Here is a 19,246-nt window from a genome sequence, read left to right as displayed (position 1 = left end):
ATTGGCATGGATCAGAACAAACAGAAGGCACTGGCGGCTGCGCTGGGCCAGATTGAAAAGCAGTTCGGCAAGGGTTCCATTATGCGTCTTGGCGACAGCAAGACCATGGACATCGAAGCCATCTCCACCGGTTCTCTCTCCCTGGACGTGGCGCTGGGTATCGGCGGTCTGCCGTGCGGTCGTATCGTCGAGATCTACGGTCCGGAATCCTCGGGCAAGACGACCCTGACCCTGCAGGTGATCGCAGAAGCCCAGAAGAAAGGCAAGACCTGTGCCTTCGTCGATGCGGAACATGCACTCGATCCTATCTATGCCGCCAAGCTGGGGGTCAACGTCGATGAGCTGCTGATCTCCCAGCCGGATACCGGTGAGCAGGCGCTGGAAATTTGCGACATGCTGGTGCGCTCCAACGCCGTCGACGTCATCATCGTCGACTCCGTGGCCGCCCTGACACCGAAAGCGGAAATTGAAGGCGAGATGGGGGATTCCCACGTCGGCCTGCAGGCTCGTTTGATGTCCCAGGCGCTGCGCAAGCTGACTGCCAACATCAAGAACGCAAACTGCCTCTGTATCTTCATCAACCAGATCCGGATGAAGATCGGCGTCATGTTCGGCAGCCCGGAAACCACCACTGGTGGTAACGCGCTCAAGTTCTACGCCTCCGTGCGCCTGGACATCCGTCGCATCGGCGCCATCAAGGATGGCGATGAAGTGGTCGGTAACGAGACCCGCGTCAAGGTCGTCAAGAACAAGGTGGCCCCGCCCTTCAAGCAGGCCGAGTTCCAGATCTTCTACGGTGCCGGCATCTCCAAGGAGGGCGAGCTGGTGGACCTGGGCGTCAAGCACAAGCTGATCGACAAGGCGGGTGCCTGGTACAGCTACAACGGCGAGAAGATTGGTCAGGGCAAGGCCAACGTGATGAAGCTGTTCGCCGAGAACAAGGCCATGGCGGCCGAAGTGGAAGCCAGGCTGCGCGAACTGCTGCTCTCCGGCGCCGCGCCGGTGGGTGACAAACCTGCCGCTATCGAGGCCGACGAGTTCGAGCCCGAGGGCGAAGAACTCGAGTAACAGAAAGGCCGGGCTAACCCCCGGCCTTGTCATTTATGGTCGATGAATCCATGTCAGAACCCGCCGATACCCCAGTCCCCCCAGAAGAACCCTCATTCGAGGAGATGTTTGCCGCGGCCCGCGCCTTTGCCATGCGCAGCCTGGCACGCCGGGAGAGCGCCGAATCCGAGCTGGCGAACCGCTTGCGCAAACAGGGTTTCAACGACGAGGTGATCGGCTCGGTGCTCGATTATTGCCGCGGTTATCACTGGGTCGATGACGAGCGCTATGGCGCCATGGCGGTGCGGGCCGGTGCCACCAAGGGGCAGGGCCCCATCAAGATCCGCTTCGAGCTGCGCCGCAAGGGGCTCAGCGATACCCAGATAGAGACCGCATTCGAGCAGCCTGAACTGGACTGGTTCGAACTGGCAGCCGAACTGCTGCAACGTCGGGCCAGGGCGAGCGATCTGGGTGACTTCAAGGTGCGGATGAAGTGGCTAAAGTACCTGCTCGGGCGAGGCTTCAATCAGGAGCAGGCCCGTCATGCCCTTTCCGCCATGCAGGAACGGGGCGACTAGCAGTCCCGTCATCGTGTGATCTGACTGGCGGATGGCCGTCTCCCGCCAGCCATCTCATACCGAGGTCCTGCCCCAGAACCCCCGTTCTGGTCAGACCTTCAGTTGCAAGTACCCACTTCCTATGGCCGCCGCCTCTGGCGGCATGGCCATGCCTTCCTCCCGCGTTGCGGACGATGCGTGCTTTTTCACCCGGCACGAGCCGGTACGTTTTACTTTACCCCGCAGAAAACTTACATTATTGCGATTAAAAGTCCGTATCCGAATCAAGCAGGATTTTCCATGTATATGTCCACGTCAGAGTTACGTTCCGCGTTCCTCGAGTATTTCCGCTCTCAGGGGCACCAGGTTGTCTCCTCCAGCTCGCTGGTGCCGCACAACGATCCGACCCTGTTGTTCACCAACGCAGGGATGAACCAGTTCAAGGATGTGTTCCTTGGCGCAGACAAGCGTGCCTACAACAGAGCCACCACTTCCCAGCGCTGTGTGCGGGCTGGCGGCAAGCACAATGACCTGGAAAACGTCGGCTATACCGCTCGTCACCACACCTTCTTCGAAATGCTGGGTAACTTCAGCTTCGGTGACTACTTCAAGCAGGACGCCATCCGTTTTGCCTGGGAATTCCTGACCGGTACCCTCAAGCTGCCCAAAGAGCGCCTGCTGGTGACCGTCTATGAAACGGACGACGAAGCTTTCAACATCTGGGCCAATGAAATCGGCGTGCCGGTCGAGCGCATCGTGCGCATTGGCGACAACAAGGGCGCCGCCTTCGCTTCCGATAACTTCTGGCAGATGGGCGATACCGGCCCCTGCGGCCCCTGCACCGAGATTTTCTATGACCACGGCGACCACCTCTGGGGTGGCCCTCCCGGCTCACCGGAAGAAGACGGTGACCGCTTCATCGAGATCTGGAACGTGGTCTTCATGCAGTTCAACCGTCAGGCTGACGGCACCATGGAACCGCTGCCCCGTCCCTCCGTGGACACCGGTATGGGCTTGGAGCGCATCTCCGCCATCATGCAGGGCGTGCACTCCAACTACGAGATCGACATCTTCCAGGCGTTGATCAAGAAGGCGGCCGAGATCGTCGGCACCGAGGATCTGAGCAACCAGTCCCTGCGCGTCATCGCCGACCACATCCGCTCCTGCGCCTTCCTGGTGGCAGATGGCGTGATGCCGTCCAACGAAGGCCGTGGCTATGTGCTGCGTCGCATCATCCGCCGCGCCGTGCGTCACGGTCGCAAGCTGGGTGCCACCGAGGTGTTCTTCTACAAGCTGGCCGCCGAACTCGCGGTACAGATGAAGGACGTAGGCGCTGAGCTCATCGCCCAGCTGCCGCTGGTCGAGCGCGTGCTGCGCATCGAAGAGGAACAGTTCGTCCGCACTCTGGACAGAGGCCTGCTGCTGCTGGAAGACGTGCTGGCCAACCTGGGGGATGCCAAGGTGATCCCGGGTGAGGTGGTGTTCAAGCTGTATGACACCTACGGCTTCCCGGCGGACTTGACCGCCGACGTGGTGCGCGAGCGCGAGATCGGCATCGACGAAGAAGGTTTCCGTGTCGAGATGGAGAAGCAGCGCGCCCGTGCCAAAGAGGCCTCCAGCTTCGGCGTGAACTACAACGAGGTGTTGAAACTCGATTTCGAGACCCCATTTACCGGTTACAAGCAGCTGAGCCAAACGACTCAGGTGGTCGGCATCTACAAGGATGCTATCGAAGTGAGCGGCCTGATCGCCGGTGAAGAAGCGGTGATCGTGCTGGCCGAGACCCCCTTCTACGCCGAATCCGGTGGTCAGGTGGGCGACAGTGGCATCCTCAAGGTGGATGACGGCATCTTCGCCGTGACCGACACCCAGAAGGCGGGCAAGGCCATCATTCACAAGGGCTATCTGGAGCTGGGTACCCTGGAGAAGGGGGCCGTGGTGGAAGCCGTGGTCGATGGGGAGCGCCGCCAGGCCGTGGCCCTGAACCACTCGGTCACCCACCTGCTGCACGCAGCCCTGCGCCAGGCGCTGGGCGATCACGTGACTCAGAAGGGCTCGTTGGTCGGGGCCGATCGCATGCGCTTCGACTTCTCCCATTTCGAAGGCCTGACCATGGCGACCATTCGCCGGGTTGAGGAGCTGGTCAACGCCCAGATCCGTGCCAACCACGATGTCGTCACTCAGGTGATGGATCTGGAAGCGGCCAAGTCCGCCGGCGCCATGGCGCTGTTTGGTGAGAAATATGAAGACGATGTGCGGGTCGTGCGCATGGGTGACTACTCCACCGAGCTGTGTGGCGGTACTCACGCCAAGCGTACCGGTGACATCGGCTTCTTCAAGATCATCGCCGAGAGCGGTGTCGCCGCCGGGGTGCGCCGCATCGAAGCGGTGACCGGCAAGGGCGCCATCGATTTCATGCACCAGCTGGCAGAGCAGTTTGAAGAAGCCGCTGCCCTGGTGAAAGGGGATCAGTTCTCCATCGGCAGCAAGGTGCGCCAGTTGCTGGACAAGTCCAGGATGATGGAACGCGAGCTGGAGCAGCTCAAGGCCAAGCTGGCCGCTCAGGCCGGCAGCGACCTGCTGAGCCAGGTGGTCGAGATCAAGGGTCAGAAGGTGCTGATCGCCGCACTGGACGGGGCCGATCCCAAGTCCCTGCGCGGCATGCTGGACGAGCTGAAGAACCGGATGAAGTCCGGTGTCGTGCTGCTGGCGACCAGCAGCGATGACAAGGTCAACCTGATCGCCGGTGTGACCAACGATCTGACCGCCAAGGTGAAGGCCGGCGAGCTGGTCAACCTGGTGGCCCAGCAGGTGGGCGGCAAGGGCGGTGGTCGTCCCGACATGGCGCAGGCGGGTGGTACTCAGCCTGAAGCCGTGCCGGCGGCGCTGCAATCCGTTCACTCCTGGCTGGAAGAGCGCCTGTAAGAGGGCGAGGTGATCTGTGGCACTTTATGTACAGAAGTACGGCGGCACCTCGGTCGGTACGCTGGAGCGGATCGCGGCGGTGGCCGAGCGGGTTCAGCAGACCCGCGCTCAAGGACACGATGTGGTGGTGGTGGTGTCCGCCATGTCGGGCGAGACCAACCGGCTGCTGGGCATGGCCCAGCAGCTGGATCCTGACGCCAATCGGCGCGAGATGGATGTGCTGGTCTCCACCGGCGAGCAGGTCACCATAGCGCTGCTGGCGATTGCGTTGAACAAACGGGGTTGTGCTGCGGTCTCAATGACCGGTGATCAGGTACGTATCCATACCGATTCCGCCTATGGCAAGGCCAGGATCAGCCACATAGATACCGAGCAGGTACAGTCTGCACTGAGCGCGGGCAAGGTGGTGGTGATCGCCGGCTTCCAGGGTCGTGATGAACACAACGCCATCACGACCCTGGGTCGCGGTGGCTCGGACACCACGGCGGTGGCGGTGGCGGCGACCCTCAAGGCTGATGAATGCCAGATCTTTACCGATGTGGATGGGGTCTATACCACGGATCCGCGCATCGAACCCAAGGCCCGCCGCCTTTCCACCATCACCTTCGAGGAGATGCTGGAGATGGCGAGCCTGGGGGCCAAGGTGCTGCAGATCCGTTCGGTGGAATTCGCGGGCAAGTACCGCGTGCCGCTACGGGTGCTGTCGAGCTTTATCGACGGAGAGGGAACCTTGATCACATACGGAGGTGAGAGGATGGAAGCACCCCTGGTATCCGGCATTGCGTTCAATCGCAACGAGGCCAGCCTGACCATTCTGGGTGTGCCGGACAGGCCGACGGTGGCGGCGCAGATCCTGAATCCGATCAGCGATGCCAACATCGATGTCGACATGATAGTGCAGAACACCCTGGGGGATGGCACCGCCGATTTTACCTTCACGGTGAATCGCGATGACTACCGCCGGGCTCGCGCCCTGCTGGAGGAGACCGCCACCGAACTGGGGGCCGCCTGCGTGCAGGGCAACGGGGAGATCGCCAAGGTCTCCATCGTCGGGGTCGGTATGTGGAATCACCCGGGCGTCGCGCGCACCATGTTCAAGGTATTGGGCGAGGAGGGGATCAACATGCAGCTGATCTCCACCTCTGAAATCAAGATATCTGTAGTGATTGACGAGAAGTACCTGGAGCTGGCAGTGCGTTCGTTGCACTCCGCGTTCGGGCTGGATAATGAGCCTCATGAGCAGCCCTTGGGGAACAATCCCTGATTGATTTAGTTTCAACCATTTACCATATCGGTATCTTTGTAAGATAATGGCGCATATCGATATAATTACAAAACAGGATACAGGAGCAAGCGAATGCTTATTTTGACTCGTCGTGTAGGGGAAACCCTGATGATTGGTGACGAAGTGACTGTCACCGTGCTGGGCGTGAAAGGCAACCAGGTTCGTATCGGTGTCAACGCACCGAAAGAGGTCTCCGTGCACCGCGAAGAGATCTACATGCGGATACAGGCCGAGAAAGTACCGGGTCAACCGACCTTCTAAGCCGCATCAATAGCAGCTATCAGGCGACACTTGCGGTGTCGCCTTTTGTTTTTCAGGGCCCTGCAAATGGCTTCGCAGGGTGCGAAATGACGGGGTAAGTGTCGATATTGCTTGAATATTCCACTCTTTGGCCAAATGCTGAGCGAACGCTCTGTTTTCTCCAAAAAAGTGTTTGACTAAAAATCCCTGTGAAGTATTATCAGCCCCGCAAACGGAGAGGTGGCCGAGAGGCTGAAGGCGCTCCCCTGCTAAGGGAGTATGCGGCTTATACCCGCATCGGGGGTTCGAATCCCCCCTTCTCCGCCATTTGCGCCCGTAGCTCAGCTGGATAGAGTACCTGGCTACGAACCAGGTGGTCGGAGGTTCGAATCCTCCCGGGCGCACCATATTACGACTCAAGCAAGAGTCATGTGTTGACCATCAGCAAGTCGACACTTTGAAAAAGGCTTACTGATAAGTAGGCTTTTTTTATCGTTTTAAATCAGGGCGCCCGTAGCTCAGCTGGATAGAGTACCTGGCTACGAACCAGGTGGTCGGAGGTTCGAATCCTCCCGGGCGCACCATTTAAAATGAAATCAATGATTTATGAGCGCCCGTAGCTCAGCTGGATAGAGTACCTGGCTACGAACCAGGTGGTCGGAGGTTCGAATCCTCCCGGGCGCACCATGTTGAAAGCAATGCTAAAAGTTGATGAGCGCCCGTAGCTCAGCTGGATAGAGTACCTGGCTACGAACCAGGTGGTCAGAGGTTCGAATCCTCTCGGGCGCACCATTTTTGAAGGCAATGCTAAAAGTTGATGAGCGCCCGTAGCTCAGCTGGATAGAGTACCTGGCTACGAACCAGGTGGTCGGAGGTTCGAATCCTCCCGGGCGCACCATACAGACAGCCTCGACTCAAGTCGAGGCTGTTTTTTTATGTGCTGATTTCCTCTTTCAGCATGAAAATATGCTGCTATTTACACATTCAAGCCTATTTTTCTCTGTCTTCTGGGTGCTTCGTCGCCCGCTCGACAAGCCCCGGCGGATTCCCCTGTGCCGCGCCAAGCACCCGCCCTGGCCGTTCTGAGCGCTTTCTACTTCAGTACCATCACGGCCCGCCCGCCCTCCCCTGGAAATCTGCTCAGACAGCCACCGCGGGTCTGTGGGCGCGTGTTATTCCCATACCATCAAGGTCCGCCCGCCATCCCTTGGGGAGCGGCTCAGACAGCCACAGCTAGCCTGTGAGCGCATGCCATTCCTTTATCCAGGCCGCCAGCCATTTCTTAGGCATCTGCTCAGGCAGGCATGGCGAGCCTGTGAGTGGTGGGGATGGCGAACGCCGGACAATAAAAAAGGATGCCGAGGCATCCTTCTTCGTTTCAGCTATCCGCTCAGCTTTTCAGCCACTTGCGAATGCGGTTGGCATCGCCGATGGGGGTACGTTTACCCACCGAGTTGAGCAGCACTATGGCGAGCTCCTGGCGATCCGGCTTGGCGCGCATCAGCAGGCAGCGGCCCGCCTCGTCGGTGTAGCCGGTCTTGGAGAGGCGCACGTCCCAGTCCGGGTTCTTCACCAGGGGGTTGGTGTTGTTGAACATCAGGCTATAGGAGGGGTTGGAGAAGCGCATCTCCATGCTGTCGTTCTGGGTGAACTGGCGGATCAGCGGCTGGCGATAGGCTGCCGAGATGAGCCTGGCCAGATCCTGGGCGGTGGAGACGTTGCGGGTCGACAGGCCGGTGGAGTCATAGTAGCGGGTATTGCGCATGCCGAGCTGCTTGGCCTTGTTGTTCATGGCGCGAATGAAGGCCGAGCGGCCACCGGGGTAGTGGCGGGACAGGGCGGAGGCCATGCGGTTCTCGGAGGACATCAGCGCCAGATGCAGGGCATCGCGGCGGGTCACCTTGGTGCCAAAGCGCACCCGGGAGTAGGTGTGTTTGATGTTGTCCCTGTCGTTCTGGTCGACGGTCAGGGTCTGGCTCAGGCTCTGCTTGGCATCCAGTACCACCAGGGCGGTCATCAGCTTGGTGAGGGAGGCGATGGGGCGCACCTGAGCGGGGTTCTTCTGATAGAGCGTCTTGCCCGTGTTGACGTCCATCACCAGGGCGCTGCCCGACTGCAACTTCAGATTGGCTGGGTTGGGTGCCGCCAGGGCCACAGGCAATCCAAGCAGTCCCATCAACCCACACAGCAGCGCGATTGCGCGAATCCGACACCCCATACAACCGACTCCATCTACAGCGAAAAAAGGCGCTAGATTCACTCATTTTTGCCCTCGCTTTACAAGAGCACCAGCGGGGATTTCGACATTATTTCCATAAAAAAGGGCCGCCTGCCGGCGACCCTCGTTGCTCGTCTCAATCCTTGGAGACGGTGGCCTTGCGTTTGCTCAACCAGCGCCAGACCAGTGCGATCAGTCCGCCGACCAGCAACACCAGCGGCAGGCAGAGGATGACGCTGAGGAACTGGGACTCGTACTGCGCGGCCAGCTTGGTGTGGCTCAGGTAGTAACCCAGACCCACCAGCGGACAGATCCACATGATGGAGCTGATCAGGTTGACCACCAGGAAGCGCCCCTGGGGGATCTCGCTGGCGCCGACGATGTAGGGATAGGCGGTGCGCACGAAGGCGATGTAACGAGCGGTGATCAGGGTGACGATGCCGTACTTGTTGAGCAGGTAGTAGACCTTCTCCTTGTGCTTGTCATCCAGGTGGGACATCAGCCTGTGGTACATCTGGGTGTGGCCGAGAAAGCGCCCCTGCATATAGCCAAACCAGGTGCCGACGAAGGTGGCCACGATCAGCAGCGGGACTATCGCCAGCGGCAGCACGCCCTGATAGATGAGCACGCCGGTCAGGATCAGCAGGGTGTCGCCGGGCAGGAAGGCGGTCGGGATGAAGCCATTCTCCAGCACCAGGAAGGTCAGCAGGACGATATAGACCATGAAGACCATCTTGGGATCGGACAGTGCCGCCAGATCCTGATTCATGAAGGCGTGAGCCAGGTGGTAAAACTGCTCCATACGTGCAAACTCCGCAGGTTAGCTGGGTTGGTCGGTCAAAGGCATGGCAAGCACCTTGTCGATGCGCAGGCCGTCCATATCCACTATTTCCAGTTGCCACTGTTCCAGGGTGACGATGTCTCCCGTCTGGGGAAGGCGGCCAAGGAGCAGCATGATAAGCCCTCCGAGGGTGTGATAGTGATGTTTTTCTTCTTCCGGCAGCCGTACCAGCTCCAGACAGTCCTTCAATTCGGGCAGGGGGATGAGGCCATCGAGCAGCCAGCTGCCATCGGCGCGCTGGAAGGCCCAGTTGTCTTCTTCTCCTCCTTCCTGCTGGAAGTCGCCGGCCAGGGTCTCCAGCAAATCCTGCTGGGTGACCAGCCCTTGCAGCTCGCCGTACTCGTCCACCACCAGCACCATGTGTTCGGAGTGGGTGCGGAAATGGTTGAGCAGCTCGAGGCCGTTGAGGGTCTCCGGCAGCAGGCTGCCATCCTGGGTCAGGGCCGCCAGATCGATGGGGTCACCCTTGATGTAGGCGTGCAGCACCTTGCTGACGTTGAGGATGCCCACCAGATCCGACAGGCTGCCGTCACAGACCGGGAAGAAGCTGTGGCGATATTCCACCAGTCGCTGCAGGTTGACCTCCAGCGGCAGGGAGAGATCCAGATAACGGATGTCGCTGCGGGGCACCATGAGGGAGGAGAGGCTGCGCTCGTCGAGACGGAACACATTCCGTAACATGGTGTGTTCGTGGTCTTCGATGATCCCGGCTTCGGAGCCCTCCACCAGAATGGCGTGGATCTCCTCCTGGGTGACGTTGTTGCTGCTGCTCTGATCGACCCGCAGCAGGCGCAGGCTGGCATTGGTCGAGGTCGACAGCAACCAGACGAAGGGACGGGTCAGGGTGGCCAGCCAGAGCATGGGGCGAGCCACCAGGCAGGCGATGCGCTCGGCATTGAGCTGGCCGAGGCGTTTGGGCACCAGCTCCCCCACGACGATGGAGAGATAGGTCACCAGCACCACGACGATGACGGTGGCGAGCAGGCTGCTGCTGTTGGCGGACAGGCCCCACTCCTGCAACCAGAGGGCGAAGGGTTGAGCCAGCAGGGACTCGCCGTAGATACCGTTGAGCAGGCCGATACTGGTGATGCCGATCTGCACGGCGGAGAGGAAATGGGTCGGGTTTTCACCGAGTTTGAGCGCGATGGCGGCGGAGCGATTGCCCTCGCTGGCCAGTTTGGCGAGGCGAGCCTTGCGCGCGGTGACGATGGCAATTTCCGACATGGCGAACATGCCATTGAGCAAAATCAATCCAAGCAGGATCAATACTTCCATACTGGGGCAGCACTCCGAATAGAAAAGATCGCTGGCAGTGTAATGAATTTGCACGCGATGCGCTTGTGAAAGCGGGTGATTTGGTTCGTGAATTTTTCAATTAGATGGGGAGAAAAGCGCGAAAAAACGGCATCGGCCGCTGGCGGGTCCCGATCCCGGCAACGGGTGCCACACCCCCTGATGCCGATCCTCTGATGCCAGAAAATAAAAAGCCCCCGATAAACGGGGGCTTGTCGCGAAGCGGGGTCGCTTACAGGGCGGCGATCTCGACCTGCTGGGCTTCCAGCTTGGCCAGCTGGAGGCGGTACTCCTCCAGTTTCTCGCGCTCCTTGGCGATGACGGCGTCCGGCGCCTTGGCCACGAAGGCCTCGTTGCCGAGCTTGCCTTCGATGCGGGCGCACTCACCGGCCAGCTTCGCCACCTCCTTGGCCAGACGGGCCAGCTCGGCCTCCTTGTCGATGAGTCCCGCCATGGGGATCATCAGCTCGGTGGCACCGATCAGCTTCTTCACCGACAGGGGGGCGGTTTCACCGTCCGCCAGCACGCGAATGGATTCCAGGCGAGCGAGGGACTTGAGGAAGGCCTCGTTGTCACCGGCGCGCTGGGCGTCCTTGGCGTCGCATTTGAGCAGCACGTTCAGGCCGACACTCGGGGAGACGTTCATCTCGGCGCGGATGTTGCGGATGCCGACGATGAACTCCTTCACCCACTCCTGATCCGCCATGGCGGTCTCGTCCAGCTTGGCGCCGTCGAACTCGGGGAAGGGCTGCAGCATGATGGTATCGGCATGGATACCGGTCAGCGGCGCCACCGACTTCCAGATGGTCTCGGTGATGAAGGGGATGATGGGATGCGCCAGGCGCAGCAGGGTCTCGAGAACAGTCACTAGGGTGTGACGAGTGGCGCGCTGCTCGGCCTCGGAGCCTTTACCCAGTACTGGCTTGGTCAGCTCCAGATACCAGTCGCAGAACTGGTTCCAGATAAATTCATACAGGATGCCGGCCGCCATGTCGAAGCGGTAGGTGTCGAGGGCGGTGCGGAAGTCACGGATGGCGACCTGCAGCTGGGACTGGATCCAGCGATCCGCCAGGCTGAACTGCATCTCGCCGCCATTGAGGCCGCAATCCTGCTCTTCGGTGTTCATCAGCACGTAGCGGGAGGCGTTCCACAGCTTGTTGCAGAAGTTGTTGTAGCCATCCAGGCGCTTCATGTCCCAGTTGATGTCACGACCGGTCGAAGCCAGCGCCGCCAGGGTGAAGCGCAGGGCGTCGGTGCCGTGGGCCTCGATCCCTTCCGGGAACTGCTTGGCGGTGCGCTTGCCGATCTTCTCGGCCATCTGCGGCTGCATCATGTTGCCGGTGCGCTTCTCCAGCAGATCCGGCAGGGAGATGCCGTCGATCATGTCGAGCGGGTCCAGCACGTTGCCCTTGGACTTGGACATCTTCTGGCCCTCTTCATCCCGGATGAGGCCGGTGATGTAGACGGTCTTGAACGGTACCTGCGGCTGGCCGTCCTCGTCCTTGATGAAGTGCATGGTCATCATGATCATCCGGGCAATCCAGAAGAAGATGATGTCGAAGCCGCTCATCAGCACGTCGGTCGGGTGGAAGGTCTTGAGCGCCTCGGTGTTGTTCGGCCAGCCCAGGGTGGAGAAGGTCCAGAGGGCGGAGCTGAACCAGGTGTCCAGCACGTCTTCGTCCTGACGCAGTACGGTCACGGACGGAATGTTGTGCTTGGCGCGCACCTCGGCCTCGTCGCGACCGACGTAGACCTTGCCGGCTTCGTCATACCAGGCCGGGATGCGGTGACCCCACCACAGCTGACGGGAGACGCACCAGTCCTGAATGTCGCGCATCCAGGAGAAGTACATGTTCTCGTACTGCTTGGGCACGAACTGGATGCGGCCATCTTCCACCGCCTCGATGGCGGTCTTGGCCATGGGGGCCACGCGCACATACCACTGGTCGGTCAGCATGGGCTCGATGGGCACGCCGCCACGATCGCCGTAGGGCTGTTGCAGCACGTGATCCTTGGTCTCGGCCAGGAGGCCCAGCTCGTCCAGCTTGGCCAGGATGGCCTTGCGGGCGGCGAAGCGCTCCAGCCCGGCGAACTCGCTCGGCAGGGCCGCATCGTAGGCGGTGCTCGGGTTGCCGTTGGTGTCGACCACTTCGGCCTCGGCACGCACGTGGGCGTCCAGGGTGAAGATGTTGATCATCGGCAGGTTGTGGCGCTTGCCCACTTCGTTATCGTTGAAGTCGTGGGCCGGGGTGATCTTCACGCAGCCGGTGCCCTTCTCCATGTCGGCGTGTTCATCGGCGACGATGGGGATCAGACGGTTCACCAGTGGCAGCAGGATGTGCTGGCCGATCAGCGCTTTGTAGCGTGGATCTTCCGGGTTCACGGCGACGGCGGTGTCACCCAGCATGGTCTCGGGACGGGTGGTGGCGACGATCAGGTGATCCTGGCCTTCGGCGGTCTTGGCGCCGTTGGCCAGCGGGTAGCGAAGGTGCCACATGTGGCCCTTGATCTCGCGGTTTTCCACTTCCAGATCGGAGATGGCGGTGTTGAGCTTGGGATCCCAGTTCACCAGCCGCTTGCCACGGTACATCAGGCCATCTTCGTACAGGCGCACGAACACTTCCTGCACGGCTTCAGACAGACCCTCATCCATGGTGAAGCGCTCGCGCTCCCAGTCCACGGAGTCGCCGAGGCGGCGCATCTGGCGGGTGATGGTGCCGCCGGACTCTTCCTTCCACTGCCAGATCTTGTCGATGAAGGCATCACGGCCGTAGTCGTGACGGGTCTTGCCCTCTTCGGCGGCGATCTTGCGCTCCACCACCATCTGGGTGGCGATGCCGGCGTGGTCACAGCCTGCCTGCCACAGGGTGTTCTTGCCCTGCATGCGGTTGTAGCGGATCAGGGTGTCCATCAGGGTCTGCTGGAAGGCGTGACCCATGTGCAGGCTGCCGGTGACGTTCGGCGGCGGGATCATGATGCAGAAGGAGTCTTTGCTGGTATCGCCGTGGGGCTTGAAGTAACCCTGGGATTCCCAGTGCTGATAGAGCGCCTGTTCGATGGCGTTGTGATTAAAGGTCTTTTCCATGGTCTCGCCGTATTCTGGATGGATTCTGGTGTGAATGGGTCTGGATCGTGCTGGACGCAGTCAGGGCTGCGCCGGATCCGGTGCGGCAAGGACGGGCTGATCCCTCATGTCGAGGGTGTGGCCTGCCTGGCGATAGTGCTTGTAGCGCTCGCGGGCTTGCTGCTTTTGCGTTTCGTCAGTGGGGACAAAATCTACCACTTGAGCGAAGTGTCCTGCAAACAAAGGTGTCTGCTCGGTCAGATTGATGAGGCGGGCATAGCGCCGCTTCGGTGGCTGATGGCCAATCTCCACCGGCGCCTGGCCGGTCTCGCCCTGCAACTGGTGCGGCACGAAACGATCGGTTGGCAGTTGCCACAGCAGTTCGTCGAGGCGCAGCGCCTGGGCCTCGTCGGCGCAGTACAGGTAAATATGGCCCGCGCTCCAGCTGTCGGCTGCCAACTGGCAGGCGAGCCGCTCGACCGCAGAGGCCTGCGGATCGTCCTGCTCGCTCATCAGGTAAAAGGTCACTTGGCTCATCAGGTTGGTCCCGTTTGGCTGTGACGGACAGCGATTGGCCGTCTGCGGGGAGCCGTGCCTGGCACGGTCTTCCCGGATTCTCTCAATGAAACAAGGAAGAGGCGGGCCTCTTCCTTGTGATACCACTCTCCTGACGGGGCATCCGAAGAGGAGGCTTATTCCTTGTCTTCGACGTCCGCCACGCCGGCCCGGTTGAGCAGGAACTGGGTCAGCAGGGGCACAGGGCGACCGGTGGAGCCCTTATCCTTGCCGCTCTTCCAGGCGGTCCCGGCGATGTCCAGGTGGGCCCAGTTGTACTTCTTGGTGAAGCGCGACAGGAAGGCGGCGGCGGTGATGGTTCCGGCCGGACGACCGCCGATGTTGGCCATGTCGGCGAACGGGCTCTCCAGCTGTTCCTGGTACTCGTCGAACAGCGGCAGGCGCCAGGCGCGATCGCCGGCCTGCTCTGAGGCATTCAGCAGCTCGTGGGCCAGCGGGTTGTGGTTCGCCAGCAGGCCCGAGGTATGGTGCCCCAGGGCGATGATGCAGGCCCCGGTCAGAGTCGCCACGTCGATGACGGTCTCGGGATCGTAGCGATCCACGTAGGTGAGGGCATCGCACAATACCAGGCGGCCTTCCGCGTCGGTGTTGAGCACCTCGACGGTCTGACCGGACATGGTGGTGAGGATGTCACCGGGGCGGTAGGCGTTGCCACCCGGCATGTTCTCGCAACCGGCCAGCACGCCGATGACGTTGATGGGCAGCTGCAACTGGGCCAGGGCGTGCATGGTGCCGAGCACGGAGGCCGCGCCGCCCATGTCGTACTTCATCTCGTCCATGCCTTCGGCCGGCTTGATGGAGATGCCGCCGGAGTCGAAGGTCAGCCCCTTGCCGACCAGCACTATGGGCTTGGCATCGCCGTTGCCCTTGTACTCGATGATGGCCATCATGGCTTCGTTGTCGGAGCCGCGGGCCACCGCCAGGTAGGAATTCATGCCGAGCTCGGCCATCTCCTGCTCGCCGATCACCTTGGTGGTGATGTTGTCATAGGCATCCGCCAGACGACGGGCCTGGGAGGCGAGATAGGCCGGATTGCAGACGTTGGGCGGCATGTTTGCCACGTCGCGGCAGATACGCACCCCTTTCGCCACGGCCAGACCGTGGGTGATGGCGCGTTCGCCAATGGCCAGTTCCCGACGGGTCGGCACGTTGAACACCAGCTTGCGCAGCGGACGGCGCGGTTCGGCCTTGTTGGTCTTGAACTGATCGAAGCTGTAGAGGCCCGCCTTGGTGGTTTCCACCGCCTGGCGCACCTTCCAGTAGGTATCCCGTCCCTTGACGTGCAGCTCGGTCAGGAAGCAGACGGCTTCCATGGACCCGGTCTCGTTGAGGGTGGTGATGGTCTTGTTGATGATCTGCTTGTACTGGCGTTCGTCGAGTTCCCGCTCCTTGCCGCAACCGACCAGCAGCACGCGCTCGCTGAGCACGCCCGGTACTTGATGCAGCAACAGCATCTGGCCTGGTTTGCCTTCCAGATCGCCGCGGCGCAGCAGCGAGCTGAGGTAGCCGTCGCTGATCTTGTCCAGCTGTTCGGCAACCGGAGAGAGGCGACGGGGCTCAAATACGCCGACGACGACGCAGGCGCTGCGTTGCTTCTCAGGACTGCCACTCTTTACACTGAACTCCATGGAATCTCCTACATCCTAAAGACAAAAGGCACCTTTTATTGAATAATGCGGTGCTTGTTGGGGTATCAGAGGCGGAGCGAACAGCCACAGGCTCCGCAGTTCAAACTGGTAAAAATCCAATATAGGGCCCTATTTTTCAGGCATTCGACTAAAAACACAAGTTTACTTGGGAATGACTGTGATCGTTTTCCGATATTTGTTCAGGGAGACCCTGAAAACCCAGCTGGCAGTGCTATTCGTGCTGCTGCTCATCTTCGTCAGCCAGCAATTTATCCAGATCATCGGTGATGCGGCCGATGGCGAGGTGCCGACGCGCCTGGTTTCCACCCTGCTGTTGCTCAACCTGCCCAATATGGCGCTGTTGATGCTGCCTATCAGTCTGTTTTTAGCCATTCTGTTTGCTCATGGTCGTTTGTACGCCGAAAGCGAGATGACGGTGATGCACGCGGTGGGTTTCAGTCACCGCTTCGTGATGCGCAGCGCCATGCTGCTGGCCTTGTTGACCGCGGCCGTGGCGGCCTTCAACACCGGCTGGGTCGCCCCCCAGGCCAAGGAGCGCGAGTATCAGGTCATCGATGAATTCAAGGCCGATCCGGGCATTTCCTTCCTGCAGGCGGGCCGCTTCATGGAGCTCGACAAGGGCCGGCTGGTCGCCTACATCCAGGATCTGAACGACAAGGGCTCGGAGCTGCAGAAGATCTTCGTGCTGCAGCGGGCCGAAGGCACTTCGCCCCCCTCGGTGGTGGTTGCCAACGAGGGGCGGGTAACCGCCGACAGCAATGGCCTGCAGTGGCTGACCCTGAAGGATGGCTCCCGCTACGAGGGGCAGTTCACCGGCAAGCAGTTCCAGGTCTCGGAGTTTAGCGAGTACAGCCTGGTGATCCGCCAGCAGGAGATGGAGCGATCCAATCGCAAGGCGGCTGCCAAGCCGACGGTGGCGCTGCTGGGTACTCAGGACAACCAGCTGATGGCCGAGTTGCAGTGGCGTCTGTCGCTCCCGCTCTCCATTCTGGTGCTCACCTTCCTGGTGGTGCCGCTGGCCCGTGTCAACCCGCGCCAGGGGCGTTACGCCAAGCTGCTGCCAGCGATCTTGCTCTACCTCTCCTATTTCCTGTTGCTCAGTGCCTCCCGTTCGGCCATCGACAGCGGGCGCCTGCCCCACTGGCCCGGCATGTTCCTGGTGCCGTTCACCTATCTGCTGCTGATCGGCCTGCCGCTCAACCTGCAGGGAACCAGCTGGTGGAACGGGGTGAAGGGCTACTTCTTCCAGAGAAAATCAGCATCATGATGTTGCAACATAGGAGCCTCCGCTGATGTTTGGCATTCTCGATAGATATATAGGCCGGGTCATCTTCATGTCGATCCTGCTGTGTGAACTGACCCTGGTCGGGCTGGCGGCGCTCATCAAGTATGTGGAGCAGCTCAAGGCGGTGGGGGAAGGCAATTACGACATGCTCAACGCCCTCTATTTCGTGCTGCTCTCCATGCCCAAAGAGGCGGTGCTGTTCTTCCCGCTCGCCGCGTTGCTCGGTGGACTCATCGGTCTCGGCCAGTTGGCGACCAGCTCCGAGCTGGTGGTGATGCAGGCGGCGGGCCGCTCCAAGATCAGCATCGTCATGGCGGCGCTGAAGACGGCGATCCCGCTGATGTTGCTGGTGGGACTGATGGGGGAGTACGTGGCGCCCATTGCCAAGCGCATGGCCGATGACATCAAGGCGGGCGCCATGTCGGAAGGACGGCTGACCGTCTCGGCCTACGGTGTCTGGGCCCGGGATGGCAATAACTTCGTCAACATCAACGGGGTGCGCAACGACGGCGCCCTCACCGGGATCACCCTCTACCGGTTCACACCGTCCCGAGCCTTGATCGATGTGGTCCAGGCGCAGGAGGGGGTGTTCGAGCAGCATCACTGGTTGCTCAAACAGGTGCACATCACCCGTTTCGACGATCCCAAGCAGATCCTGGATGAACAGCATGCCCAGCTGGAGTGGCAATCTGAGCTGACGCCCAAGCAGCTTGGGGTGGTCAGCATCGATCCCGAGAACCTGCCCATCTCGGGCCTGCGGGACTACATCGGCTATCTGGATGCCAACAAGCAGGATGCCGGTCGCTACAAGCTGGAGATGTGGCGCAAGCTGCTGTCGCCGCTCTCTGTGGTGGCCATGATACTGCTGGCCTCCTCCTTCATCTTCGGTCCGCTGCGCTCGGTGAGCATGGGGGCCCGCATGCTGATGGGGATCATGACCGGCTTTGCGGTCTATGTGAGCGATCGGGTGTTCGGCCCGGTCAGCCTGGTGTATGCGGTGCCACCGATTCTGGCGGCCATCGCGCCAAGCCTGCTGTTTGGCGGTATTTCCTTCTATATCCTGAGCCGCAAGCAGTAGTGATTTGATGCCCGGGAATGCGGTGGCGCCATCTTATGCTGGCGGCCATCGCGCCCAGCCTGCTGTTTGGCGGCATCTCCTTCTATATTCTGAGCCGAAAACAGTAGCCGGATACCGAAACACAAAGGGCACCCTGAGGTGCCCTTCTGTTTTTCCGGCGGCTTGGATTATTTGCTCAACTGCTCCAGATTTTCCTGCTTGCCGAGCACCACGACCTCGCATTCGGCCCAGATGTCCTGAAAGGCGCGGGGCCGCTCGCGGTTGAACACGCACAGCAGGTTGCCGAGGCCGAAGGCGGCGGTGGCGAGCCGGATCAGGGCCTGGGTGATGCGAATGTTGCTGCCGTCCGCATTCTGAATGCGCAGACGCCAGGCGCGCATGCCGATAGTCTGGCCGGCGCGGGTCCAGAACCAGGTGTAGAAACCGCAGATGATGACGGCGAGCCAGGCGCTGTAGAGCGGGCTGGTCAGCAGCCAGGAGGCATCCTTGCCCTCGGGCACGGTCGCCACGCCGGTCGCCAGTAGCAGGTAAGCCACACCCATGCCGATGAAGCCCGCGATGATCAGCAAAGAGGTGACCACCAGGTAGTCATAGAGCAGGGCGCCCAGGCGGCGCAGCAAGCCGGCTGACGGATACTGGTGCTGCGGGGGAGGGGTCTGGGGGGAGGAGACAGTCTTGCGCTTGGCCATGGTACTTATTCCATTAATATGATGCGGGCATTCTATGTAACTGGCTTAATATCGGCAAGGCGTTGAATAAATGAGCAAACGGGAGCCGGCGCAAGAAAAACACCTTGCATGCCCAAACGCCATTCGTATAATCCCTCGCAGTTGCCCGGGTGGCGAAATCGGTAGACGCAGCGGATTCAAAATCCGCCGTTGAAAGACGTGTCGGTTCGAGTCCGACCCCGGGCACCATTTAGAATTCAATGACGTAAGGCCACCCAAGCGGGTGGCCTTACGTTTTTCTGGCCCCCCAACATGGCGACGTGTCCACATCGTGTCCACCTAGGTTTAGGTGATCGGGTTATTGTCGTGTCCACTGCTGCTAGAGCAGTACCAAGCGTGACCGGACACACTTCACAGACAACCTATTTTCCGTGGAGCAGGCCAGCCAGCGCACCAAGGCCGTAGCGCCCTTTCAAAATTTCAGTTATCAGATCAGCCCTCATTGTAGTGGTCTAATCAT

The 19,246-nt window shown here is 60.6% G+C and carries 14 protein-coding genes and 7 tRNA genes; 14 read left to right on the top strand and 7 right to left on the bottom strand.

Going from position 1 to position 19,246, the window contains the following annotated elements; all coding sequences use genetic code 11:
- The first annotated feature begins 6 nt into the window (after nt 1-6).
- The 11 genes from recA (at nt 7) to LG30_RS0116010 (ending at nt 6,952) form a co-directional block, all read left to right on the top strand.
- Complete coding sequence (gene recA / locus LG30_RS0116060) at nt 7-1,068, top strand: recombinase RecA (protein WP_033131707.1); 1,062 nt, start codon at nt 7-9, stop codon at nt 1,066-1,068.
- A gap of 35 nt (nt 1,069-1,103) precedes the next feature.
- On the top strand, nt 1,104-1,625 hold the full coding sequence (locus LG30_RS0116055; protein WP_033131706.1) for a regulatory protein RecX: 522 nt from the start codon (nt 1,104-1,106) through the stop codon (nt 1,623-1,625).
- 279 nt (nt 1,626-1,904) lie between these two features.
- Nucleotides 1,905-4,529 (top strand): alanine--tRNA ligase, encoded by a 2,625-nt coding sequence (alaS, locus tag LG30_RS0116050; protein ID WP_033131705.1) that lies wholly within the window; start codon nt 1,905-1,907, stop codon nt 4,527-4,529.
- Nucleotides 4,530-4,545: 16 nt separating this feature from the next.
- Nucleotides 4,546-5,793 (top strand): aspartate kinase, encoded by a 1,248-nt coding sequence (locus LG30_RS0116045; protein ID WP_033131704.1) that lies wholly within the window; start codon nt 4,546-4,548, stop codon nt 5,791-5,793.
- Between the two features lie 93 nt (nt 5,794-5,886).
- Nucleotides 5,887-6,075, top strand: a complete 189-nt coding sequence (gene csrA / locus LG30_RS0116040; protein WP_033131703.1) for a carbon storage regulator CsrA — start codon at nt 5,887-5,889, stop codon at nt 6,073-6,075.
- A gap of 213 nt (nt 6,076-6,288) precedes the next feature.
- A tRNA-Ser gene (locus LG30_RS0116035) sits at nt 6,289-6,381 on the top strand.
- A 3-nt stretch (nt 6,382-6,384) separates the two neighbouring features.
- A tRNA-Arg gene (locus LG30_RS0116030) sits at nt 6,385-6,461 on the top strand.
- 100 nt (nt 6,462-6,561) lie between these two features.
- Nucleotides 6,562-6,638: transfer RNA gene (locus LG30_RS0116025), tRNA-Arg, on the top strand.
- Nucleotides 6,639-6,664: 26 nt separating this feature from the next.
- Nucleotides 6,665-6,741: transfer RNA gene (locus LG30_RS0116020), tRNA-Arg, on the top strand.
- A 28-nt stretch (nt 6,742-6,769) separates the two neighbouring features.
- Nucleotides 6,770-6,846: transfer RNA gene (locus LG30_RS0116015), tRNA-Arg, on the top strand.
- Between the two features lie 29 nt (nt 6,847-6,875).
- Nucleotides 6,876-6,952: transfer RNA gene (locus tag LG30_RS0116010), tRNA-Arg, on the top strand.
- A 492-nt stretch (nt 6,953-7,444) separates the two neighbouring features.
- Here the strand turns inward: LG30_RS0116010 and pbpG are convergent.
- From pbpG to pepA, 6 genes are all read right to left on the bottom strand, one after another.
- Complete coding sequence (gene pbpG, locus LG30_RS0116005; protein ID WP_033131702.1) at nt 7,445-8,272, bottom strand: D-alanyl-D-alanine endopeptidase; 828 nt, start codon at nt 8,270-8,272, stop codon at nt 7,445-7,447.
- Between the two features lie 136 nt (nt 8,273-8,408).
- On the bottom strand, nt 8,409-9,074 hold the full coding sequence (locus LG30_RS0116000) for a DedA family protein (RefSeq protein WP_033131701.1): 666 nt from the start codon (nt 9,072-9,074) through the stop codon (nt 8,409-8,411).
- 18 nt (nt 9,075-9,092) lie between these two features.
- Complete coding sequence (locus LG30_RS0115995) at nt 9,093-10,388, bottom strand: hemolysin family protein (protein ID WP_033131700.1); 1,296 nt, start codon at nt 10,386-10,388, stop codon at nt 9,093-9,095.
- Nucleotides 10,389-10,638: 250 nt separating this feature from the next.
- Nucleotides 10,639-13,491, bottom strand: coding sequence for a valine--tRNA ligase (locus LG30_RS0115990; RefSeq protein WP_033131699.1), 2,853 nt, complete (start codon nt 13,489-13,491; stop codon nt 10,639-10,641).
- A 60-nt stretch (nt 13,492-13,551) separates the two neighbouring features.
- The gene (locus tag LG30_RS0115985; protein WP_033131698.1) at nt 13,552-14,007 is read right to left on the bottom strand and encodes a DNA polymerase III subunit chi; all 456 of its coding nucleotides are present in this window, start codon (nt 14,005-14,007) and stop codon (nt 13,552-13,554) included.
- 155 nt (nt 14,008-14,162) lie between these two features.
- A complete protein-coding gene (gene pepA / locus LG30_RS0115980; RefSeq protein WP_033131697.1) occupies nt 14,163-15,674 on the bottom strand; it encodes a leucyl aminopeptidase in 1,512 nt (503 codons plus the stop codon).
- A 172-nt stretch (nt 15,675-15,846) separates the two neighbouring features.
- Between pepA and lptF the strand changes: the two genes are divergently transcribed.
- Entirely contained in the window at nt 15,847-16,962 is a 1,116-nt protein-coding gene (gene lptF / locus LG30_RS0115975) for an LPS export ABC transporter permease LptF (RefSeq protein WP_033131696.1), read from the top strand.
- A gap of 25 nt (nt 16,963-16,987) precedes the next feature.
- The gene (gene lptG / locus LG30_RS0115970) at nt 16,988-18,058 is read left to right on the top strand and encodes an LPS export ABC transporter permease LptG (protein WP_033131695.1); all 1,071 of its coding nucleotides are present in this window, start codon (nt 16,988-16,990) and stop codon (nt 18,056-18,058) included.
- Between the two features lie 167 nt (nt 18,059-18,225).
- Here the strand turns inward: lptG and LG30_RS0115965 are convergent, their stop codons facing one another.
- Entirely contained in the window at nt 18,226-18,747 is a 522-nt protein-coding gene (locus LG30_RS0115965) for an RDD family protein (protein ID WP_033131694.1), read from the bottom strand.
- Nucleotides 18,748-18,890: 143 nt separating this feature from the next.
- On the opposite strand from LG30_RS0115965, the gene LG30_RS0115960 reads away from it, so the two are divergent.
- Nucleotides 18,891-18,975: transfer RNA gene (locus tag LG30_RS0115960), tRNA-Leu, on the top strand.
- Nucleotides 18,976-19,246: the final 271 nt, after the last annotated feature.

Origin of the sequence: Aeromonas aquatica (assembly GCF_000764655.1) — a bacterium.
Lineage (GTDB): Bacteria > Pseudomonadota > Gammaproteobacteria > Enterobacterales > Aeromonadaceae > Aeromonas > Aeromonas aquatica.
Note: the sequence above shows the minus strand (reverse complement) of the source record. Positions and strands in the feature narration are given on the sequence as shown.